Origin of the sequence: Massilia sp. ST3 (assembly GCF_018119405.1) — a bacterium.
Taxonomy (GTDB): Bacteria; Pseudomonadota; Gammaproteobacteria; order Burkholderiales; family Burkholderiaceae_D; genus Telluria.
Window position 1 is genome coordinate 46,931 of sequence record NZ_JAGPWC010000028.1, and the last position, 20,845, is coordinate 67,775.

At 67.5% G+C, this 20,845-nt stretch carries 17 protein-coding genes; 11 read left to right on the top strand and 6 right to left on the bottom strand.

Annotated elements, in window-relative coordinates:
- The first annotated feature begins 2 nt into the window (after positions 1-2).
- Positions 3-953 (top strand): type II secretion system F family protein, encoded by a 951-nt coding sequence (locus KBW98_RS11885; protein WP_211520348.1) that lies wholly within the window; start codon positions 3-5, stop codon positions 951-953.
- A 26-nt stretch (positions 954-979) separates the two neighbouring features.
- Positions 980-2,167 (top strand): LytR C-terminal domain-containing protein, encoded by a 1,188-nt coding sequence (locus KBW98_RS11890; RefSeq protein ID WP_211520349.1) that lies wholly within the window; start codon positions 980-982, stop codon positions 2,165-2,167.
- Here KBW98_RS11890 and KBW98_RS11895 read toward each other — a convergent pair.
- The 3 genes from KBW98_RS11895 to KBW98_RS11905 form a co-directional block, all read right to left on the bottom strand.
- Positions 2,154-2,921, bottom strand: coding sequence for a head GIN domain-containing protein (locus tag KBW98_RS11895; protein ID WP_229429137.1), 768 nt, complete (start codon positions 2,919-2,921; stop codon positions 2,154-2,156). The genes KBW98_RS11890 and KBW98_RS11895 overlap by 14 nt on opposite strands.
- Before the next feature lie 152 nt (positions 2,922-3,073).
- Entirely contained in the window at positions 3,074-3,895 is an 822-nt protein-coding gene (locus tag KBW98_RS11900) for a family 16 glycosylhydrolase (RefSeq protein WP_211520350.1), read from the bottom strand.
- Between the two features lie 17 nt (positions 3,896-3,912).
- Complete coding sequence (locus KBW98_RS11905) at positions 3,913-4,800, bottom strand: polysaccharide deacetylase family protein (protein WP_211520351.1); 888 nt, start codon at positions 4,798-4,800, stop codon at positions 3,913-3,915.
- Between the two features lie 665 nt (positions 4,801-5,465).
- Between KBW98_RS11905 and KBW98_RS11910 the strand changes: the two genes are divergently transcribed.
- The 9 genes from KBW98_RS11910 to KBW98_RS11950 all read left to right on the top strand — a co-directional run bounded on the left by KBW98_RS11910 (position 5,466) and on the right by KBW98_RS11950 (position 16,587).
- Positions 5,466-8,474 carry a TonB-dependent receptor gene (locus KBW98_RS11910; RefSeq protein ID WP_229429138.1) on the top strand — a complete coding sequence of 1,003 codons (3,009 nt, stop codon included), beginning with the start codon at positions 5,466-5,468 and terminating at the stop codon, positions 8,472-8,474.
- 80 nt (positions 8,475-8,554) lie between these two features.
- Positions 8,555-10,108, top strand: a complete 1,554-nt coding sequence (locus KBW98_RS11915; protein ID WP_211520353.1) for a tryptophan halogenase family protein — start codon at positions 8,555-8,557, stop codon at positions 10,106-10,108.
- A gap of 19 nt (positions 10,109-10,127) precedes the next feature.
- The gene (locus KBW98_RS11920) at positions 10,128-10,853 is read left to right on the top strand and encodes a SapC family protein (RefSeq protein ID WP_211520354.1); all 726 of its coding nucleotides are present in this window, start codon (positions 10,128-10,130) and stop codon (positions 10,851-10,853) included.
- The gene (locus tag KBW98_RS11925; RefSeq protein WP_211520355.1) at positions 10,837-11,850 is read left to right on the top strand and encodes a cupin-like domain-containing protein; all 1,014 of its coding nucleotides are present in this window, start codon (positions 10,837-10,839) and stop codon (positions 11,848-11,850) included. The genes KBW98_RS11920 and KBW98_RS11925 overlap by 17 nt, the downstream gene beginning before the upstream one ends.
- 13 nt (positions 11,851-11,863) lie before the next feature.
- Positions 11,864-13,366 (top strand): tryptophan halogenase family protein, encoded by a 1,503-nt coding sequence (locus KBW98_RS11930; protein ID WP_373888933.1) that lies wholly within the window; start codon positions 11,864-11,866, stop codon positions 13,364-13,366.
- A gap of 327 nt (positions 13,367-13,693) precedes the next feature.
- The gene (locus KBW98_RS11935; protein WP_211520356.1) at positions 13,694-14,071 is read left to right on the top strand and encodes a LiaI-LiaF-like domain-containing protein; all 378 of its coding nucleotides are present in this window, start codon (positions 13,694-13,696) and stop codon (positions 14,069-14,071) included.
- Complete coding sequence (locus KBW98_RS11940; RefSeq protein ID WP_211520357.1) at positions 14,061-14,774, top strand: LiaI-LiaF-like domain-containing protein; 714 nt, start codon at positions 14,061-14,063, stop codon at positions 14,772-14,774. Before KBW98_RS11935 ends, KBW98_RS11940 begins: the two co-directional genes overlap by 11 nt.
- The gene (locus KBW98_RS11945; protein WP_211520358.1) at positions 14,774-15,844 is read left to right on the top strand and encodes a sensor histidine kinase; all 1,071 of its coding nucleotides are present in this window, start codon (positions 14,774-14,776) and stop codon (positions 15,842-15,844) included. The genes KBW98_RS11940 and KBW98_RS11945 overlap by 1 nt, the downstream gene beginning before the upstream one ends.
- A gap of 14 nt (positions 15,845-15,858) precedes the next feature.
- Positions 15,859-16,587 (top strand): LytTR family DNA-binding domain-containing protein, encoded by a 729-nt coding sequence (locus KBW98_RS11950; RefSeq protein ID WP_211520359.1) that lies wholly within the window; start codon positions 15,859-15,861, stop codon positions 16,585-16,587.
- Here KBW98_RS11950 and KBW98_RS11955 read toward each other — a convergent pair.
- From KBW98_RS11955 to KBW98_RS11965, 3 genes are all read right to left on the bottom strand, one after another.
- Positions 16,584-18,872, bottom strand: coding sequence for an ATP-dependent DNA helicase (locus KBW98_RS11955; RefSeq protein WP_229429139.1), 2,289 nt, complete (start codon positions 18,870-18,872; stop codon positions 16,584-16,586). The two genes, KBW98_RS11950 and KBW98_RS11955, sit on opposite strands and share 4 nt — an antisense overlap.
- Positions 18,869-20,515, bottom strand: a complete 1,647-nt coding sequence (locus KBW98_RS11960) for a VRR-NUC domain-containing protein (RefSeq protein ID WP_211520361.1) — start codon at positions 20,513-20,515, stop codon at positions 18,869-18,871. The genes KBW98_RS11955 and KBW98_RS11960 overlap by 4 nt, the downstream gene beginning before the upstream one ends.
- A gap of 113 nt (positions 20,516-20,628) precedes the next feature.
- Positions 20,629-20,845, bottom strand: a 217-nt coding sequence (locus KBW98_RS11965; protein WP_211520362.1) for a hypothetical protein, incomplete at its 5' end; no start/stop codon positions are given.

Below are 20,845 nucleotides of genomic sequence, written 5' to 3' on the forward strand. Positions count from 1 at the left end.
CTATGCAATCCGCCCAACTCGCTTTCCTGGTCATCGTCTTCCTCGTCGTCTGCGGACTCGGATGGCTCGGCGTGACCCTGTTCGCACCGCTCTCCCTGCGCGAGCGCCTGCGCCGCTTCCTCGGCACCAAGCCGGCCGAGGCCGAGAACAGCCTGGATGGCGGCGCCGGCTGGGTCGAGCGCGTGGCCAGCGTCGCCCGGCCGCTCACCAAGCTGTCGATTCCCGAAGAGGGCTGGGAAAAATCGACCCTGCGCACCCGCTTCATGAACGCCGGCTGGCGCAATCCCGCAGCCCCGACCCTGTATTTCGCGTCCAAGACCGGCCTGGCGCTGCTGGTGCCGTCCCTGTGCGCGCCCTTCCTGATCCTGTACGGGGGCGAGCTGGGATCGAACAAGGTGCTGGCGGTCTTGCTGCTGGGCGCCGCCCTCGGCTACTACATCCCCAACGTGGTCCTGACCCGCATCGTCAACCGGCGCCGGCGCGAGATCTTCGAGACCATCCCCGACGCGCTGGACCTCCTGACCGTATGCGTGGAGGCGGGCCTGAGCCTGGAGCGCGCGATGGTCAAGGTGGCCGGCGAGATCCACATCAAGAGCCTGGTGCTGGCCCAGGAGCTGCAGCTGGTGCTGATGGAAATGCGGGCCGGCTTCAGCAAGGAAAAGGCACTGCGCAACTTCGCCCTGCGCTCGGGCGTCGAGGACGTCGATACCCTGGTCGCGATGCTGGTCCAGTCCGAGCGCTTCGGCACCAGCATCGGCGATTCCCTGCGCGTGTATTCCGACAACCTGCGCCACAAGCGGCGCCTGCGGGCGGAGGAATGCGCCGCCAAGATCGGTCTCAAGCTGCTGTTCCCCCTGATCTTCTGCATTTTCCCGACGCTGCTGATGGTGCTGCTCGGGCCGGCCGCGATCCAGATATCGCGGGCCCTGGGCGCGCTGCACGGCGCGCGCTGACCTCAACCGAGCCGATGGAGCCTGCGATGCGAACCGCTACTACCCTGACCACCCTGGCGCTGGCCTGCGCCGGCCTGCTGGCCTGTACGCCGCTGTCTACCCGGTCCACTGCCACCGCAACTGAGGGCAGCGACGACGCCTACCTGGCCGGGCGCAACCACCACCTGGCGCGGCGCTACGAGGAGGCGCGCGCCGCCTACCAGGCCGCGCTGCAGGCCGATCCACAGCACATCAGCGCCCGCAACGGCCTGGCGACCCTGCATGCCGAGCAGCGCGAGTTCGCGGCCGCCGTCGCCATCTGGCGCGAGCTGACCGCGCCGCTAAGCTTGTCCTCCGGTCCCGGCAAGGCCTATTTGTTCGGCAACCTGGGCCATGCCTATCTCCTGAGCGGTGACTACGACGATGCCCTGGTGGCGCTGGAAAAGGCGTGCCTGCTCGATCCGCTCAATCCGCGCGCCTGGGAGCTGATGGGCGAAACCCTGCGCAAGCTGGGCCAGGATGCGCGCGCCGAGCAGATGCTGCGGCAGGCCGCCACGCTGCGCCAGCACGACCTGCGCGCCGACCTGGCGGCCATCGGCGACAAGACCTCGGTGGCGGCGATCGGCCAGGCGGCGCAGGTGCAGGAGGCGGTGAAGGAGCAGGATGATGCCTGGCTGGACACCGAGCTGCGCATGACCGCAGGCGGCATGTTCGAACTACGCCGCGGCAAGGCGCCGACGCCTGCCGGCCTGCCCGCGCCCGCGGCCCCCTTGGCGCCGGTGCCGGCGGCGCCCGCGATCGAAGGCGCGGTGGCGCGCCTGGAGATCAGGAACGGCAACGGCGTGCCCGGCATGGCGCGTGCGCTGGCGCGCCGGCTCGGCGAGCCCGGCGTGAGGGTAACCCGCCTGTCGAACGACAAAGGCTTCAGCGTGCGCCGCACCCGCATCGAATACGAGGCGGCCCACCGCGCGGCGGCCGAGCGCCTGGCCGAGCGGCTCGGCAGCGCGCAGCTGCAGGAAGTGCGTGATGCCGCGCCGGCCGACCTGCGCCTGGTGCTAGGACGCGACCTGGGGCGCCGCGGTGTCGCCCTGCGTCCGCCGAAGGTCCCGGCAGGAGTGACCGGCGCAGCCGGTGCGGCGACGGCGGCCAGTACGCCGCGCGGAGCGGGGCAAGACCAGTTGAATGCTTCCGGCGCTCCGTCGTGCTTAGCGTGCCTACTGCTTATTTCCAGCTGATCTTGCCAAGACCGTTGGCATTGCCATTGCGCTTGGCCGGGTTGCCGTAGACGGTGGCGGAGCCCAGGCCGTTCAGGCTCACATCGGCCGCCTGCTTGGCATATACGGAGGCGCCGCCCAGGCCATTCAGGTCGAGATCGACGGTGTCGGCTTGCAGACCCTGGGCTTCCAGGCTGCCGACGCCGGTCAGCTTGGCCTGCAGCAGCCGGGTCTGGCCCTGGACCGTCATGCGGCCGGCGCCGCGCAGGTTCAGGTCGACGCGTTCGGCGCGCACGCCGTTCAAGGTCATGGCGCCCACGCCACCCAGGCGCGCATCGATCTGGCGGAAGCCGCCGTCGACGGTCACCGCGCCGGCGCCGTCCAGGGCCAGCTTCACGGCATCGCCCGAGAAGCCGCTGACGGTCGAGGCGCCGACGCCATTCGATGCGAACTCGGCCAGGTTGGGCACGGTGAGTTCGGCGCGCAGCTTGTGCTCCATGCGTTCGTTACGGGTGCTGAAAGATTCGGTGCCGATTTCGAGCGTGTCGCCGCGCTGCGCGGTCGTGATGCGCTGGACGTAGCGGCGGTCGCCCGAAACCACCAGCGAGGGCGTGGCGCCCTGGCGCAGGACCAGGTCGACCACGCCGCCCAGCTTGACCTTGGTGACCTTGGCATCCACGGCGCGGGTTTCGCGCACGGCGTCGTCGGCAAGGACAGGGCCGGCGGCCAGGGCGAGCGAGCCGGCGACGAGGGCGGCGGTCAAGAGCTTTTGCATGGTGGGTCTCCAAAATGATTGTCGATGGAGACAGGATAGGGGAGGGGCCAGGATTTGCCTTCCGGATTGCGACGGATTGCGCATTCGACGGGATAAACCGCACAAATCCGCGCCTGTCGCGGCCCGGCCGGCGCGGCTGGTCCAGCTGCCGCTCAGCCTCCCGGACCGGCCCTGCGGTACACGCGCACGTAATCCACCAGCATCTGTTGCGGCAGGACCGTCGTGCTGTCCGGATAACCCGGCCAGTAGCCGCCCACCGCCAGATTGAGCAGGATGAAGAAGGGGTGTTCGAACACCCAGTCGCCCTTCACCAGGCTTGGTCGCGCGGTGTGGAAGTGCTGGCCGTCGCGGTACCAGCGGATCTCGCCCGGTTCCCATTCGACGGCGAACACGTGTAAGTCGTCCGCATACTTGCCGCTGGCCAGGGGCGCGGGCTTGCCGAAGGCCTGGTCGCCGGAATAGCCCGGCCCGTGCAGGGTGCCGTGCACGATGGCCGGCTCCTTGCCGATGTTCTCCATGATGTCGATCTCGCCGCTGCGCGGCCAGCCGGCCTGCTTGATGTCGGCGCCCAGCATCCAGAACGCCGGCCAGATGCCCTGGCCCTGTGGAACCTTGATGCGGGCCTCGAACCGGCCATGCATGCGCTGGTACAAACCCGCCGTCTTGATGCGGGCCGAGGTGTACTCGCGGTTCTCGAAGGCCTCCTTGCGCGCCTCGATGACCAAGTGGCCGCCGGACACGCGCAGGTTTTCCGGCCGCCCCGTGTAGAACTGCAGTTCGTTGTTGCCCCAGCCATGCCCGCCGGTTTCCGCGACCCATTTGCCAGGGTCCAGGCTGTCGCCGTCGAACTCGTCGCTCCACTCGAGCATCCAGCCGCTGGCCGGCGCGGCGGCTCCCTCTGGCGCCGGCTGGCTGGCGCACCCTGCGCACAGGAGCAGGGCCGCCAGCGCGGCCATCTTGTTCATCGTGGTCATGGTTCTTCCAATGGCAGTCATTGCGAAGCGGACTTGGGAGCAGCCTGAGAAGCAGCTTGAGATGCGGCCTGCTCCCCCCTGACGTGCTTCATGATATTGAGGAAGGTATCGGTCCAGTATTCCTGCCGGTGCTGCGCCAGGAAGCGCACCAGCTCCTCGTGCGCCTGCGCCGACACGCTCAGGTAGTCGCCGCCGATGCCGTGGAAGGTGAAGGCGACCATGGTGCCGCGCGCGGCGGCCTGCCTGACCAGCGCGATCATCTCCTGGCCGCTGGCGTTCACCGGCCCGGCCACCGCCACCGCGTAGGGATCGAGCCGCGCCATGGACGGCACCACGTCCGCGCCCCCGCCCGCCTTGATCGCCACGAAGGCGTCGCGCAGGGCCGGCAGATAGGAACGTCCCGCGGCCAGCATGTCGCCGCAGGGCGCGGTATAGGTGCGTTCGCGCTGTCCGTCGATCGCTTCCAGCATGGTATTGCCGAGCAAGACCTGGTCGCGCATCTGTTCCGGCGTGGTGGTGTCGAGGTTGCGGTGCGCCTCGACCCAGGCGCGGTCCGTCCCTGTGCCCGAACACTGGTGGAACAGGCTGTGGTTGCCCAGTTCGTGCCCGCGCCGCGCGGCCGCGCGCCACTCGCCCATCCGCCTGGCGACCGCCGGATTGGACAGCTGCAGGTAGAACGTGCCCCTGATGCCGTGGCGGTCGAGTGCGGGAATGGCATGGTCGAGCTGGGAATCGAGGGCGTCGTCATAGGCCAGGCTGACCGCGGCGCGCGCCCCGTTCGGCCAGCGGAAAGCTCCGTCCTGCGCGCCGGCCGGTGCGGCGGCCAAGGAACCCGCCACGACGGCGGTCAGCGCCGCGGCCAGCAGCGGCCGCGGGGGAAACGCGAGAACGAAAGAACGGCGCATTAAGCACTTCTCCGCGGTGAATTTGGAAACGTTACCAAAACGACAAGCCGACTATATCCCGTCGAAAAAACCGTGTCAACCATTCCCGCCGGTCCCGTCGTCCCGGGGCAGCCGCAGCGCCGACTCCGTAGGCGCATGACGACTGTTGCAAAACTGCCGCATATCGACCCATATCTGTATGGAATATTCCGTTGACAATTTTTTTTTCCAACCCTAATATTCAGACAACTTACATGGAAACGTTTCCATGCAGTTGAAGCGAGTCGCAGAGAGAGCTTTGATTCCGTACCACGGCACCGACACATGCTGAGGGATGACAGATGAAACAGCGCAGCGCGCACCCCGACATCCGCAAGCGCACGACGAGGACACCGGCCCTGGCCGGCTGTCCTCGTCGCGCCGCTTGGCAGGCTTGTGGCGCTGCGGCGCAGGCAGGAAAGCAGGCAGCGGCCCGGGCACTGCCGGTCCGGCCGGCGCCAGGGAGCGACTTCGGGCGGGGAAGTATGCGGGTGGAAGGATAGGCAGGGTGGGCCGGCGTAGTTCCAGGGAGTGTGGAGCGCGCCCGGCCGGTAGTGGAGACAGGGTAGGCACCGTGGATGGGTGACGGTCATATTTTAAAAAGAACAGGAGAACACATGTATTACCCCAAGGCTAAACAGACACTGATGAGTCTGGCAGTGGCAAGCGCATGCGCGGCATTCATGCCGGCCTACGCCCAGGACCAGGCAACCCCGGCGGCGCAGGAATCCACCGCCCCGGCCACCCCGACCAGCGCGGCCTCCCAGCCCACCGACGGCGCCAGCGCGCCCGGACTGTCCCCGAGCGGCGCCACCCAGACCGTGGTCGTGACCGGCCTGCGCGCCAGCCTCGAGTCGTCCCTCAACCTCAAGCGCAATGCCCAGGGCTTCGTCGACGGCATCGTGGCCGAAGACATCGGCAAGTTCCCCGATACCAACCTGGCCGAATCGCTGCAGCGTATTTCCGGCGTGTCGATCGACCGCACCATCGGCGAAGGCTCAAAGGTGACCGTGCGTGGCACCGGCCCCGACTTCAACCTGGTGCTGCTGAACGGCCGCCAGATGCCGACTTCCGGCCTGAGCGACCGCAACGGCCGCGCCTTCGACTTCGCCAACCTGGCCTCCGAAGCGGTGTCGCAGATCCAGGTGTACAAGTCGGCGCGCGCCGAGACCCCGACCGGCGGCATCGGCGCCACCATCAACATCATCACCCCGCGTCCGCTGTCGCGTCCCGGCATGCAGGCCAGCGTCGGCGTCAAGGGCGTGTACGACAAGTCGGCCCAGAACCTGCCGGACGACGTCAAGCGCGGCGACAAGGTCACCCCCGAGATCTCGGGCATCTACAGCAACACCTCGGCCGACGGCCGTTTCGGCGTGGCGCTGACCGCCAGCTACCAGGAACGCAACCTGGGCTTCAACCAGGCTGCGGTGTCCAACGGCTGGAAAGGCCCGTTCCGCGGCGACGAGAACAACTGGGGCACGATCCCGCAGCCGGGCACCCCGGGCTCGGAACGGATCACCAACCGTCCGGATCCGACCGACACCTACCAGGTGCCGCAGAACCTGAACTACAACATGAACGGCGTGCAGCGCCAGCGCACCAACGGCCAGGTGGTGTTCCAGTTCGCCCCGACCAAGGCGCTGACCACCACCCTCGACTACACCTACTCGGAAAACAAGGTCCAGACCCGCCGCAACGACATCTCGGCCTGGTTCAACTTCGGCGCGTCGTCGAGCACCTGGACCGACGGCCCGGTCGCCAGCCCGCTGATCTACACCGAGCACATCCCGGCCGCGAACAGCGACATCGCGATGGGCGGCGCCGACTTCGCCACCAAGAACGAGAACAAGTCGCTCGGCTTCAACGCCGCGTGGAAACTCAACAACGACGTGCGCTTCGAGTTCGACGCCCACCACTCCAGCGCCGAATCGACCCCGGACAGCCCCTGGGGATCGAGCAACGTCCTCGGCACCGCGAGCATGAGCCGCGGCGACACCACGGTCGACTTCAGCAAGGACTTCCCGGTCCTGAGCATTGCCGGCGCCGACTTCGCCCGCGCGCCGCAGCAGGTGACGGGTTCGGTGTTCGAGAACGGCTACATGAAGACCGAGATCGACCAGGCCCAGGCCCACGGCAGCTGGAAGATGCTGGAATCCTCCGAGCTGAAGTTCGGCCTGGCCGCGACCAAGGTCGACTACCGCTCGGCCTTCTCGGTGCAGCAGCGCGACACCTGGACCGGCGCCACCAGCCCGGCCGATTACCCGGCCAGCATGTTCCACCGCGAGACCCTGAACAAGTACTTCGACAACATCGACGGCAGCAGCAACCCGGCCCTGTTCAACCAGTTCTACACCTTCGACTTCGAGCAGCTGCGCGCGCTGGCGGCGCAGGTCACCGGATTGCCCGACCTGTACCGCCCGCAGCCCCTCTACACCACCGACCAGCGTACCGAGGAAAAGTCGAAGAGCCTGTACCTGCAGTTCAATACCGATTGGGATACGGCCTTGCCGGTTCATACCTCCTTCGGCCTGCGCTACGAAAAGACCGATGTCACCTCGAGCGCGATGGTGCAGACGCCTACCGCGATCAGCTGGGTGTCGCAGAACGAGTTCCCGGTGCTGTTCGGCGAGCGCGGCTTCACCACGCTCAAGGGCAAGTACAAGCACCTGCTGCCGAGCTTCGACGCCGATGTCGATGTGCGTCCCGACATGAAGGCCCGCTTCAGCTACGGCGAGACCATCGGCCGTCCGCGCTACGACCAGATCTCCGGCGGCCAGGTCCTGGATACGCTGGCGCGCGTGGAAGGCGGCACCGGCAGCCAGGGCAATCCCTCGCTCGAGCCGGTCAAGTCCAAGAACTTCGACCTTGCCTTCGAGTGGTATTACGCCAAGTCGAGCTTCTTCTCGATCAACCACTTCCGCAAGCACCTGAGCAACTTCGCCGGCCAGTCGCAGATCATCGCCCAGCCCTTCGGCGTGCGCACCCCGGTCGGCGGCGCCTACTGGAATGCCGCGCTGCAGAACGGCTGCGCCAACGCCGACACCACCTGCATCCGCAGCTACATCCTGCGCAACTTCGCCGGCCAGCCGGGCGTGGTGCGCGGTGCGGACGACGGTGCGGGCGCCCCGACCGGCACCATCACCGCCACCGCCAACGATCCGATCGCGAACTTCCGCATCACCTCGTACTCGAACCAGCGCAAGGACCGCCTGCGCGGGCTGGAATTCAACCTGCTGCACATGTTCGGCGACAGCGGCTTCGGGCTCCAGGCCAACTACACCTACGCGCATTCCGGCCTGAAGTACGACAATGCCAGCACCGGGGTGCAGTCCGCCCTGCCTGGCCTCAGCGATTCGGCCAACCTGGTCGGTATCTTCGAGAACGACAAGTGGAACGTGCGCGCGGCCTACAACTGGCGCGACGAGTTCCTGTCGGGGACCTTCGACGGCTCGGGCCCGAACCCGAACTATGTCGAGGCCTATGGACAGTTCGACCTGAGCGTCGGCTACAACCTCACCAAGAACCTGGTCGTGCAGTTCGAAGGCATCAACCTGACGGACGAGATCAAGCGCATCCACGGCCGCACCAAGCAGACCTTGCTGTTCGTGGAACAGTCCGGGCCGCGCTACATGCTGTCCGCGCGCTACAAGTTCTAAGCCTGTGATGTGAGGGCCGCGGGCATTCCCGCCGCGGCCCGTTCGGGGTAGACTGCCCCATCTGTTTTTCAGGAAGCACCATGGTGACGAACACCATCAGGCAGGTCGTGATCGTGGGCGGCGGCTCGGCCGGCTGGCTGACCGCCGCCGTTCTCGCGTCGCGCTACCAGGGGCTCGAACAGGGCGGCCTGCGCATCACCCTGATCGAGTCGCCCGACGTCGCGCCGATCGGCGTGGGCGAGGGCACCTGGCCCACCATGCGCGACACCCTGCGCGAGGCCGGCGTATCCGAAACCGCCTTCTTCCGTTCCTGCGACGCCGCCTTCAAGCAGGGCTCGCGTTTCAACCGCTGGGTCACCGGCGGCGCGGACGACTATTACTTCCACCCCTTCGTGCTGCCCCAGGGCTACGGCGAGGCCGATATCGCGCGCCACTGGCAGAAGCACCACGGCGGCGTGCCCTTCGCCGACATGGTGAGCTACCAGCCGCACCTGTGCGTGGCCGGCCGCGCGCCCAAGCAGCTCTCTACGCCGGAATTCGCGGCGGTGGCCAACTACGGGTACCACCTCGACGCCGGCAAGTTCGGCGCCTTCCTGCGAACGCACTGCCTGGAAAAGCTGGGCGTGCACTACGTGCCCGACCACGTCACCGGCATTCGCTCGCACGACAACGGCGACATCGCCGCCCTGCACACCAAGACGCACGGCGACCTGGAAGGCGACCTGTTCGTCGATTGCACCGGCATGCAGTCCATGCTGCTCGGGAAGCACTACGGCATCCCCTTCCTGCCCCAGCGCGGCGTCCTGTTCAACGACAGCGCGCTGGCGGTCCAGGTACCCTACGCGCACGAGAACGACCCGATCGCCTCCCAGACCACCTCCACCGCGCAAAGCGCCGGCTGGATCTGGGACATCGGCCTGCCCACGCGGCGCGGCGTGGGCCACGTGTATTCGAGCGCCCACATCTCGGACGAGCAGGCCGAGCGCGAGCTGCGCGCCTACCTGAAACAAAGCGGCGCCGGCGAGGACATCCCCACGCCGCGCAAACTGAGCTTCGAGCCCGGCTACCGCGCCAAGTTCTGGCACCGCAATTGCGTCGCCATCGGCCTGTCGAGCGGCTTCATCGAGCCGCTGGAAGCCTCGGCCCTGGCCATGGTGGAGCTGTCGGCCGCCATGCTGGCCGACGAGATGCCGGTCACGCGCCCGCAGATGGAGGCCGCCGCCGCGCGCTTCAACGAGACGTTTACCTACCGCTGGGAGAGGGTAATCGACTTCCTCAAGCTGCACTATGTGCTGAGCCGGCGCGACGATTCGGACTACTGGCGCGACAACCGGCGCCCCGAGACCATCCCCGAACGCCTGCAAAAGCTGCTTCTGCTCTGGCGTCATCGCCCTCCCTCGCGCTACGATATCAACCGCATCCAGGAAGTCTTCCCGGCGGCGAGCTATCAGTACGTCTTGTACGGGATGGGCTTCCGCCACGAAGCGGGACCGGCGCTGCGTCATGAAGACGGCGCGTTGGCCGATGGCTTCCTGCGCGACGCGGCGAACCTGACTCGCCGGATGCTGCCGGCGCTGCCGGACAACCGCGCGCTCATCGACCACATTTGCCGTCATGGGCTGCAACAACGATAACCGAGAACGAAAGAGACACATGCCCAACATCGCCCTCCTGAACAACGTGGACCACAAGGACCTGCGCATCATCACCGCCAACCGTCCCGGCCTGGGCGACGAAGTCGCCTGGGTGACCACCTTTGCCCAGGAATTCCGCCTGCTGCAGTCGGACTACCCGATCATCTTCCGCCGCGCCGAAGGCGCCGTGCCTTTCGAAGCGGTCGCGCTGATGGGCTTTACCGAGAACGAAAACCTGTTCCTCGAGCCGAGCGGCTGGGACGCGCCGGCGATTCCGCTGATGATCGCGCGCCAGCCTTTCCTGATCGGGCGTAACGGCGACGAACTCATGATCCAGGTCGACCTGGACAACCCGCGCGTCACCCGCGGCGACGGCGAGGGCGAACCGGTGTTCCTGCCGCATGGCGGCAATTCCGAATACCTGCAGCGCGTCAACGCCATGCTGTCGGTCATTCACCAGGGCATGGAGGCCGAAGCCGGCTTCCTGTGGGCGCTCATGAAGCACGAGCTGCTCGAGACCTTCGCGCTCGACATCACCCTCGACGATGGTTCCCAAAGCCGCATGTCGGGCTTCTACACCATCCACGAGGAACGCCTGGCCGCCCTGAGCCCGGCCGCCCTGCACGAGCTGCACCAGGCCGGCCACCTGGCGCCGATCTACTATGCGCTGGCCTCGCTGTCCAACTTCCGCGGCCTCATCGACCGCAAGAACCGCCGAATGAAAGCCGATGCTGCCCGCCGCTAAGCGCATCCGCGAACTCACGGGCCTGCGTCCACGCGACCTGGGCCCCGAGGTCCTGGCGTCCACCGAGCCGCTGCTGCTGCGCGGCCTGGTGGCCGACTGGCCGATAGTGGCGGCGGCAAGAAAGTCGCAGGATGCGGCCGACGCCTACCTGCGCCGCTTTTACCGCGACGCCACGGTCGGCGCCATGCTCGGCGCACCCGAGATCGAAGGCCGCTATTTCTACAACGACGACCTGAGCGGCTTCAATTTCTACCCGGTGCGGGTGCGCCTGGACACCGTCCTAGACGAGCTGGAAAAGCACCGCGCCACCGAGCCGCCGCCCTCGATCTATGTCGGCTCCACCACGATCGACGCCGCGCTGCCGGGTTTCCGCACCGAGAACGATGTCGACCTGGGCGAGCGCAATCCGCTGGCCAGCATCTGGATCGGCAACCGCACCCGCATCGCCGCCCACTACGACCTGCCGGACAACCTGGCCTGCGTGGCCGCCGGCCACCGCCGCTTTACCCTGTTCCCGCCGAACCAGCTCGAGAACCTGTACATCGGCCCGCTCGACTTCACGCCCGCCGGGCAAGCCATCAGCCTGGTCGATTTCGCCAAGCCCGACTACGCGCGCTTCCCGCGCTTCGCCCAGGCGCTCGAGCACGCCCAGGTCGCCGAGATGGAACCGGGCGACGCCCTGTTCATCCCCAGCATGTGGTGGCACCACGTCGAGGCGCTGGACCGCTTCAACGTCCTGGTGAACTACTGGTGGCGCCAGTCGCCCGACTACATGGACACGCCCACCAACGCCCTGATGCACGCCCTGATGACGGTGCGCGACCTGCCGCCGGAGCAGCGCAAGGCCTGGCAGGAGCTGTTCCGCCACTACGTGTTCGAAGCCGACGCCGACACCGCGGCCCATATTCCGGAAGCCGCCCGCCGCATCCTGGCGCCGCTGGACGACGCCGCCACGCGCGGCATCCGTACCCAATTATTAAAGCGGATGAACCGCTGACAGGAGACCGACCGTGGAACAGAGCAAGCAAACGACCCGTCCCGTGCGGCGCGTGGTCATCGCCGGCGGCGGCACCGCCGGCTGGATGGCCGCCGCCTGCCTCTCGAAGGTGCTGGGCAAGCGCCTCGACATCAAGCTGATCGAGTCCGACGAGATCGGCACGGTGGGCGTGGGCGAAGCGACCATCCCGACCCTGGTCCACTTCCACAAGCTGCTCGAGATCAGCGAGCAGGAATTCATGGCCGCGACCCAGGCCACCTTCAAGCTGGGCATCAGCTTCGAGAACTGGCGCAACGTCAAGGAAGACTACATCCACTCCTTCGGCCTGACCGGCACCGACCACTGGACCGCCGGTTTCCAGCATTTCTGGCACAAGGGCCGCGAGCGCGGCCTGGCGGGCGAGTACGGCGACTACTGCCTGGAGCTGCGCGCCTCGCAGCAGAACCGCTTCGCCCACCTGCCGCACGACGGCATGAACTACGCCTACCACCTGGACGCCAGCGCCTACGCGCGCTTCCTGCGCGGCTTCAGCGAGCGCTATGGCGTGCAGCGCATCGAAGGCAAGATCGTCGACGTCACCACCAGCGCCCTCACCGGCAACATCCGTTCGCTCACCCTCGATTCGGGCGCGGATATCGAAGGCGACCTGTTCATCGACTGCACCGGCTTCCGGGCCTTCCTGATCGGCCAGGCGATGAAGGTGGACTACGAGGACTGGTCGCACTGGCTGTTCAACGACAGCGCGGCGGCCGTGCAGACCATGTTGGTGGGCGACGCCGTGCCCTACACGCGCGCGATCGCGCACGGCTTCGGCTGGCAATGGCGCATTCCTTTGCAGAGCCGCGTCGGCAACGGCATCGTGTTCTCCAGCCGCTATGTCGAGCAGGAGCAGGCGATCCAGGCGTTAATGGACAATGTCGAGGGCGAGCCCCTGATGAAGCCGCGCGTGCTCAGGTTCCAGCCGGGCCAGCGCAAGCAGGTATGGAAGGGCAATTGCGTGGCGCTCGGCCTGGCGAGCGGCTTCCTGGAGCCGATCGAATCGACCAGCATCCACCTGATCCAGCGCGGCATCATCCGCCTGATGCAGATGTTCCCGACCGAGGGCATCGCCCAGGCCGACGTCGACGAATACAACAAGCAGGCCTGGACCGAGATCGAGCACATCCGCGATTTCATCATCCTGCACTACCACGTCAACAACCGCACCGACTCGTCCTACTGGAAGGACGCACGCAACATGGAGGTGCCGGCCAGCCTGCGCCACCGCATCGAGCTGTTCCGCCAGTCCGGACGCGTATTCCGCATCTCGAACGAGCTGTTCGCCGAGAATTCCTGGATCCAGGTGCTGCTGGGCCAGGGCGTGACCCCGCTCCAGCACCACCAGGCGGCCGACCTGATGGGCGACGAGGAGCTGGCCCACTTCCTCGGTGGGATCAAGAGCTCGATCGACAAGACGGTGAGCGGGCTGCCCACGCACCAGCAGTACATCGAACGCTACTGCGCTGCCCCGAAGTAAAAAAAATGCCCGCAACAGCGGGCATTCTTCTTTCCGTAGGGTTGGCGGCTTCGCCGCCGACGCGTTCACCGCCATGTGATTCGACGCGCATCGTCTTTTCCTGGTCTTGCACCCGTCGGTTGAACGCGTCGGCGGCAGAGCCGCCAACCCTACCCGTACCGCATGCCTCGCGGCTCATTCCCTCTCCACTCACATCCTTCCCCTCGCATTCGGCCGAATTCTTCGCCATTCGCCGCCCGCCGTCCGCCGTTCACCGAAAAGCGCTTCCACCGTCAAGACAGCTTCCGGTATCGTGCTTCCAGTTCGATAACAAACAGGGAGCACAAGATGAATTCGGAAGACGCATACCGCTGGCGCAAGCAGATCGTGTGGGGCCTGCTCCTCATCGTGGTCGGCGGCGCCGTCCTGCTGGACCGCCTCGGCTACATGGACGTGACATCGCTGTGGCGCTACTGGCCGCTGCTGCTGGTCGTGGTCGGCATCAACCAGACCATCGGCTACCCGAGCCCCAAGGAGTTCGGCAATGGCCTGTGGACGGTCTTCATCGGCCTGTGGCTGTTCGCAGTGTTCGAGAACCTGTTCGGCCTGACCTTCCGCAACAGCTGGCCACTGTTCATCCTGGCCTGGGGCGTCAAGCTCGTGCTCGACCCTTTCATCGCCCGCCGCTTCGCCAACAACCACTCGGGGAACCGCCATGAAAAATGACTACCAGCCGCCGCGCACCAACATGACCAGCCAGGTGATCCTGGGCCTGCTGGTGATCGGGATGGGACTGCTGTTCCTGCTCGATAACCTCGACATCCTCGACATGCACCGCGCCTTCTCGTTCTGGCCCATGCTCTTCATCGTGGTCGGCACGGTCAAGCTGTGCGACACCGCGACTCCGGGCGGACGCCTGGTGGGCGGGATCCTGGTCGGCATCGGCGTGCTGCTCACCCTCGACCGCATGGACATCATCGACTTCAGCTGGCGCGCCGTATGGCCGCTGGCCCTGATCGGCCTCGGCGCCGTGATGCTGGTCAAGGCGGCGCGCGGCCGGCGCCTGCTGGCCGGCTCGTCCAAGGACGGCGTCGCCGACGACGTGATCGACAGCACCGCCATCATGGGCGGCTTCGAGCGTCGCGTCACCAGCCAGTCCTTCCGCGGCGGCGAGATCACGGCGGTGATGGGCGGCTGCTCGCTGGATATGCGCGGCTGCGCCATCCAGCCCCTGGGCGAGGCGGTGATCAATGTGTTCACCTTCTGGGGCGGCATCACCATCAAGTGCCCGCCCGACTGGACCGTGGTCCTGCAGGGCACTCCGATCATGGGCGGCTTCGAAGACAAGACCGTGGCCCCGCCGGACGGGTCCAAGCGGCTGGTGATTCGCGGCTATGCGATCATGGGTGGCGTGGAAGTCCGCAACTGATGGGAGCAAGCTTCTGGGTGAGGCGCAGCGCCGCGCTCTACCTGCTGGCCTGGCTGATGCTGGGCCTGCTGCTTGCCGGCTTGATCAACGCCACCACTGGCGCGGGCGCGGGCGCCAGCCTGCTGTTCGCGGTGCCCCTTAGCCTGGTGTATGCGAGCGCCTGCGGCTTCTCGGCCTACTACCTGTGCCGTGCCTATCCGCTGGCCGGCAAGCCGCTGGGGGCGGTGCTTGCGGTGTTCTTCTTCAGCGCGGTGACGGCCTCGGTGCTGTGGTGCGCGGCGGGCGCCGCCTGGGCGTCCCTGTGGCAATCGCTGGCGCCGGATTGGGAGGCGGTACGGGTATCGCGTCCGTTCGCGGCAGTGATGTTCGGGGTCGGCGTGCTGCTGTACTGGATGAGCGGCGCGGCGCATTACCTGGCCCTGGAATTCGAGCGCGCGCGGCGCGCCGAGACGCGCGAGCTGGAACTCAGGCTGCTGGCCCAGGACGCGGAACTGCGCATGCTGCGCACCCAGATCGATCCCCACTTCCTGTTCAACAGCCTGAACTCGATCAGTGCGCTCACCGCCATCGACGCCGGCCGGGCGCGCGACATGACCTTGAAGCTGGCCGGCTTCTTTCGCCGTACGCTGGGCCTGGAGGCGCACCGCAAGGTCGCGCTGGCGGACGAGGTGGCCCTGGCCGAACAGTTCCTGGCGATCGAACAGGTGCGCTTTGGCCCGCGCCTGGGTTTCGAGTGTGCGGTGGAGCCGGACGCCGCGCGCTGCCTGCTGCCGCCCATGATCCTGCAGCCGCTAGTGGAGAACGCGGTCAAGCACGGCATCGGCCAGCGCCTGGAGGGCGGGGTGATCCGCCTGGGCGCGCAGCGCGCCGGCTCGCTGCTGCGCATCCGGATCGAGAACGATGTCGATGAGGATGACGCTGGCGTGGCGCAAGCGGGAACGGGCATCGGCCTGGTCAACGTGCGCCAGCGCCTGGCCGCGGCCTACGGCCACGAAGCCAGCGTACACTGGGCGCGCGACCAAGAGATTTTCCGGGTGGACCTGGTGCTGCCCGCCGAGGCGGAACAATGAGGGGAGAATGAAGGATGCGGGTACTGATCGTCGACGATGAACATCTGGCGCGCATGCTGCTGCGCGAGTTCCTGGCCGGCCACGCGGACGTCGAGATCGTGGGCGAATGCGCGAACGGCTTCGAGGCCGTCAAGGCGATCGCCGAGCACGATCCCGACCTGGTCTTCCTCGATATCCAGATGCCCAAGCTGGACGGCTTCGAAGTAGTGGAGCTGGCCGGCAGCAAGCCGCACTACATCTTCGCCACCGCCTACGACCAGTTCGCGCTGCGCGCCTTCGAGGTGCATGCGATCGACTACCTGCTCAAGCCGTTCTCGCGCGAGCGCCTGGCCCAGGCCCTGGCCCATGCGCGTTCGCGCGCGCCGCAGGCGGCCCAGGTCGAGGCGGTGGTGGCCGAGGCGGCGCAGCGCCACGCGCCGCTGGAACGCATCCTGATCCGCGAGGGATCGAAGGTGCACGTGGTGCCGGCCTCGCAGGTCGACTACATCGAGGCCCAGGACGACTACGTCCAGATCGCGGCGGGGGGCAAGACCTGGCTCAAGAACCAGCGCCTGTCGGAGCTGGAAAGCCAGCTCGATCCACAGGCATTCCTGCGCATCCACCGGTCCTATATCGTCAATGTAGGCGCCATCGCGCGCATCGAGCCGGTCAGCAAGGACAACCACTGCGCGGTGCTGAAGAACGACGTGCGGCTGCCGATCAGCCGCGCCAGCTACCCGAAACTCCGCGAGCGGCTCGCTTAAGCAGGGGCGTCCAGTTCCCACCAGGCCGGCATCAGGGCGCGGATGCCCGGCTGGGCGAAGCGGTCGTCGATCAGCCAGACCACGCCGCGGTCGCTCTCGGTGCGGATCACGCGGCCGGCGGCCTGCACCACCTTCTGGATGCCGGGATACAGGTAGGTATAGTCGTAGCCGGCGCCGAACAGCTTCTGCATGCGTTCGCGCAGCTGCTCGTTGACCGGGTTCACCTGCGGCAGGCCGAGGGTGGCGACGAAGGCGCCGATCAGGCGGTCGCCCGGCAAGTCCACGCCTTCGCCGAATGCCCCGCCCAGCACCGCGAAGCCGACGCCTTCGCCGCCCGGTGCGAAGCGCTCCAGGAAGGCCTGGCGCTCGGCTTCGCTCATGCGCCGCTCCTGGCGCCAGGCCGGCACCTCCGGATGGCTGCGCGCCAGCTCGGCCGCCACCTGGTCGAGGTAGTCGAAGCTGCTGAAGAAGGCGAGGTAGTTGCCGGCCCGCTCCCCGTACTGGCGCGCGATCAGGTCGGCGATCGGCCCGACCGAGGCCGCGCGGTGCTGGTAGCGGGTCGAGATCCTGGACGCCACGTGGACCTCGAGCTGGTGGGCGCGGAAGGGCGATTCGACGTCGACCCAGGCGGTGTCGGCCGGCATGCCGAGCAGGTCGCAAAAATAATTCCAGGGGCTGAGCGTGGCCGAGAACAGGGTGGTCGAATGGGCCAGCGCGAAGCGCGGGCCGAGGAAGGGCGCCGGCACCACGTTGCGGATGCAAATGGTCGAGTCGCGCAGGGTCGATCCGGCGCCGTTGCGGCCCCCCTCACGCTCCAGGTCGCACAGCGAATGCTCGCCGAAGGATTCGGCCAGGCGCACGAAGGCCAGGGCGTCGAAGTGGAAGCGCTGCAGGTCGGGGTCGAGCGGGCCGGGGAATTCGGCCAGATAGTCGTTGACGGCGGCGGCCGCGTTTTGCAGGGCGTTGACCAGCTTTTCCGGCACGCCGTCGAGCACCTGGTAGGGCGCGGCGGCGCCGCGGTCGACCTCGGTCCAGGCGCGGCCGACCTTTTCCAGCGCCTTCTTCAGCACCGGCGGGGCGCCGGCGCGGGCGCTGCGCAGCAATTCGCGGCCGATCTCGGCGCTGTACATCGAGCGGGCGCGCGCCACCATGTTGTGCGCCTCGTCCACCAGCATACTCGCTTTCCATCCATTATTCAGGCTGAGCGCGTAGAGCATGGCGCCGCCGTCGAAATAATAGTTGTAGTCGCCCACCATCAGGTCGGACCAGCGCGCCATCTCGCTGCCCAGGTAGTAGGGGCAGACATCGTGGCGCGCGGCGACCTCGCGCAGGCCTTGCTGGTCCAGCATCGGCACCGTGGCGGCATCGAGGCGCGCGGCCGGCAGGCGGTCGTAGAAGCCCTGGGCCAGGGGGCAGGAGTCGCCATGGCAGGCCTTGTCGGGATGCTCGCACAGCTTGTCGCGCGCGGTCAGTTCCAGCACCCGCAGGGGCAGGCCGCCGGGGCCGGCGCCCAGGGTCGCCGCCGCGTGCAGGGCCAGCTGGCGACCCGGCGTCTTCGCGGCCAGGAAGAAGACCTTGTCGATGCCTTGCTGGGGCATGGCCTTGAGCACCGGGAACAGGCTGCCCACGGTCTTGCCGATGCCGGTCGGCGCCTGGGCCAGCAGGCAGCGCTTGCCGGCGTTGGCGCGGTAGACGCTTTCGGCCAGCTGGCGCTGGCCGGGACGGAAGCCCGCATGCGGGAAGCGCAGCTCGCCGAGGGCGGCGTCGCGCGCGACGCGGTGCGCGGCCTCGCTCGCGGCCCAGCTGGAGAAGCGCTCGCACAGATCCTCGAAGTGGTCGCGCAGCCAGGCGGCGTCGCGGGTTTCGCGCAGCACCGTTTCATGGCCGCTGCCGATGTCGTAGTAGACCAGGGCCAGGTTGACCCGCTCCATGCCCAGCTCGACGCACATCAGGTGGCCGTAGACGCGCAGCTGGGCCCAGTGCAGGTGGCGGTGGTTGTCGGGAATGTTGTCCGCCTTGCCGCGGTGGGTCTTGACCTCTTCGATCAGGTTCTCGTCCGGATCGTAGCCGTCGGCGCGGCCGCGCACCGTCAGGTCCTTCCATTGGCCGGACAGGGCGACTTCAGCGCGGTAGTTGCCGCCACGCCGGGACGCCACCACGGCGTGGCCGGCGATGCCTTCCTGGGCGCTGGGGGAGGGCGTGAAGCGCAAGTCGAGGTCGCCCTGCTTGGCGGTGAACTCGCACAGGGCGCGCACCGCGACCGTGTAGCTGGCGGCAGCGGTCAAGCCGCCTGCTCCCACTGCAGGTAGCAGACCGCCACCGGCATGTCATGGGCCGCGCAGTACTCGATCCAGCGCAGCTGGTTGTCCTGCAGGCGGTCGCCCGGTCCCTTCACTTCGATCATCGTGTAGCGGCCTTCGTCCGGCCAGAACTGGATCAGGTCGGGGAAGCCCGTGCGGTTGGTCTTGACGTCGGCCAGGATGCGCTCGCACCAGCGGCGCAGGTGCAGCGGCGGGATGCAGGCCAGGGCCAGCTCGAGCAGCTCGGGCGTGAGCGCGTCCCAGTAGACGAAGGGCGTGCTCAGGCCGTACTTTTCCTCGTAATGGCGGCGGATCGTGTCGCGGTAGCGGCCGTCGTCCAGCTCGGCCAGGCAGGCCGTGAATTCGGCGGCCCGGCGCTGGTGGAAATCCAGGCTGTACAGGTCGGCGGGTCCGCGATGGAAGGGGTGGAAGAAGGCCCCGGGAATCGCGGCGAACACGGCGCGCCAGCACAGCAGGCCGAACAGGGAATTCGCGAGGGCGTTCTCGACGTAGTAGACCGGGGCCGCCTCGGCCGCCAGGTGGTCGCGCACCACGCCTTCGACCCACCAGTCTTCGTTCGGCAAGGGCAGGCACAGGTCGATGCGAGACACCGTCTGCTTGGCGCGCGGGGCCAGCTTGGCATGGCCCAGGCGGCGCGCCAGGCGCGGCCCGATGCGCGACAGGTGCTGGCGCTCGGCCTCGCTTTCCGGCGCGGCCTGGGCGGCCAGCAGGAGTTCGTAGGCCTGGTCGAAGCGCTCGTGCTTTTCCAGCACCCGGATCGCGCGCCCGCGCGCGCCGGGGAAGCGGCAGCGCATATAGACCCCGTGGGCCTTGTCCCAGTCCTTCAGCTTTTCGTAGTGCTGGCCGATCTGGAACAGCAGTTTTTCGCGCCGGCTGTCGAGCCAGTCATTGTCGAAGGCATGCCAGGGCAGGTCTTCGACCACGGCGTCGATATCCTCGCCGGCGGCGAAGCGTTCCTTGCAGGCGTGCAGCTGGAGGTAGTGCTCGACGTCGCGGCGCTGGCGAAAACCCCGCGAATCCGCCGAAAACTCGACCTGTTCGTAGCGGAACAGGCCCAGGTCGGACAGCACGAACTCGGTCCAGTCCTGGTGCAGGTTGCCGAAGAAGATCAGGCGCAGGCGGTCGCACAGGGGCTTGACCAGGATGCGCAGCGCCAGGTCATCGCAGGCCCCGTACCACTGCGAGAAGGGGAGCGTGCCGGGGCATTCTTCGCGCAGGGCTTCCAGTTGCTCGGCCTTGCGTGCGCTTTTCGAGCGCAGCCGCGTGCCGAAAGCCTCGGCGATCTCGGGCTTGGAAAGGAGGTCGAACAGTTCGTCCAGGGTCAGCTCGGGATCGGCTTCGATCCAGCCGGTGCCCAGCAGCTGGCCGGCGGCCTCGACCGCACAGCCGATCTCGGCATAACTGAGTTTACTGGCGCGGAACAGGTCCCCCTTGCGCATGACCATGCGCACGAAAAGGGCCCGGGCATTGTGGGGCAGGGCGGGGAAGGCGGTCAGGAAGGCGCGCTCGCCGTCGTCCAGCAGGTCGGCATAGCGCTCGGCGATCCAGTCGAGGACGCGCTGGAAATTGTCCAGATAATAAAACTCGTTTTCCAGAACCCTGATCATGACGGAAGGCCTTACTGTGCTTATGTACAGTATAACGCTCCAGGGACATGAACACCCAGCAGTTTCGTCCAGTCAAGCATCCGGCGCGGGGTTTTTACCACGCGCCGGCGCGCTCATTCACGGGCGCGCGCTTCCTCGTTCGCGGCCTCGGCATGGCCGTTGGCGTACACGATCACGGCCGAGATCAGCGCGACATCGCTGTCCACCGGCTGCTCCGGCTGGCGCGCCGGGGCGGGCGGGCGCGCTGGACGGCTGGGGCGGACCGCGTTGCGGCTTGCCGGCGGACGCGCGCGGGGGATGGATGCGGCCTTGGCGGCGGCGGGCGGGCGG

Bases quoted from the DNA above. Each gene is read 5' to 3' on its own strand.
- KBW98_RS11885 (WP_211520348.1), top strand. From the start codon at position 3: ATGCAATCCGCCCAACTCGCTTTCCTGGTCATCGTCTTCCTCGTCGTC.
- KBW98_RS11890 (WP_211520349.1), top strand. From the start codon at position 980: ATGCGAACCGCTACTACCCTGACCACCCTGGCGCTGGCCTGCGCCGGC.
- KBW98_RS11895 (WP_229429137.1), bottom strand. From the start codon at position 2,921: ATGCAAAAGCTCTTGACCGCCGCCCTCGTCGCCGGCTCGCTCGCCCTG.
- KBW98_RS11900 (WP_211520350.1), bottom strand. From the start codon at position 3,895: ATGACCACGATGAACAAGATGGCCGCGCTGGCGGCCCTGCTCCTGTGC.
- KBW98_RS11905 (WP_211520351.1), bottom strand. From the start codon at position 4,800: ATGCGCCGTTCTTTCGTTCTCGCGTTTCCCCCGCGGCCGCTGCTGGCC.
- KBW98_RS11910 (WP_229429138.1), top strand. From the start codon at position 5,466: ATGAGTCTGGCAGTGGCAAGCGCATGCGCGGCATTCATGCCGGCCTAC.
- KBW98_RS11915 (WP_211520353.1), top strand. From the start codon at position 8,555: ATGGTGACGAACACCATCAGGCAGGTCGTGATCGTGGGCGGCGGCTCG.
- KBW98_RS11920 (WP_211520354.1), top strand. From the start codon at position 10,128: ATGCCCAACATCGCCCTCCTGAACAACGTGGACCACAAGGACCTGCGC.
- KBW98_RS11925 (WP_211520355.1), top strand. From the start codon at position 10,837: ATGCTGCCCGCCGCTAAGCGCATCCGCGAACTCACGGGCCTGCGTCCA.
- KBW98_RS11935 (WP_211520356.1), top strand. From the start codon at position 13,694: ATGAATTCGGAAGACGCATACCGCTGGCGCAAGCAGATCGTGTGGGGC.
- KBW98_RS11940 (WP_211520357.1), top strand. From the start codon at position 14,061: ATGAAAAATGACTACCAGCCGCCGCGCACCAACATGACCAGCCAGGTG.
- KBW98_RS11945 (WP_211520358.1), top strand. From the start codon at position 14,774: ATGGGAGCAAGCTTCTGGGTGAGGCGCAGCGCCGCGCTCTACCTGCTG.
- KBW98_RS11950 (WP_211520359.1), top strand. From the start codon at position 15,859: ATGCGGGTACTGATCGTCGACGATGAACATCTGGCGCGCATGCTGCTG.
- KBW98_RS11960 (WP_211520361.1), bottom strand. From the start codon at position 20,515: ATGATCAGGGTTCTGGAAAACGAGTTTTATTATCTGGACAATTTCCAG.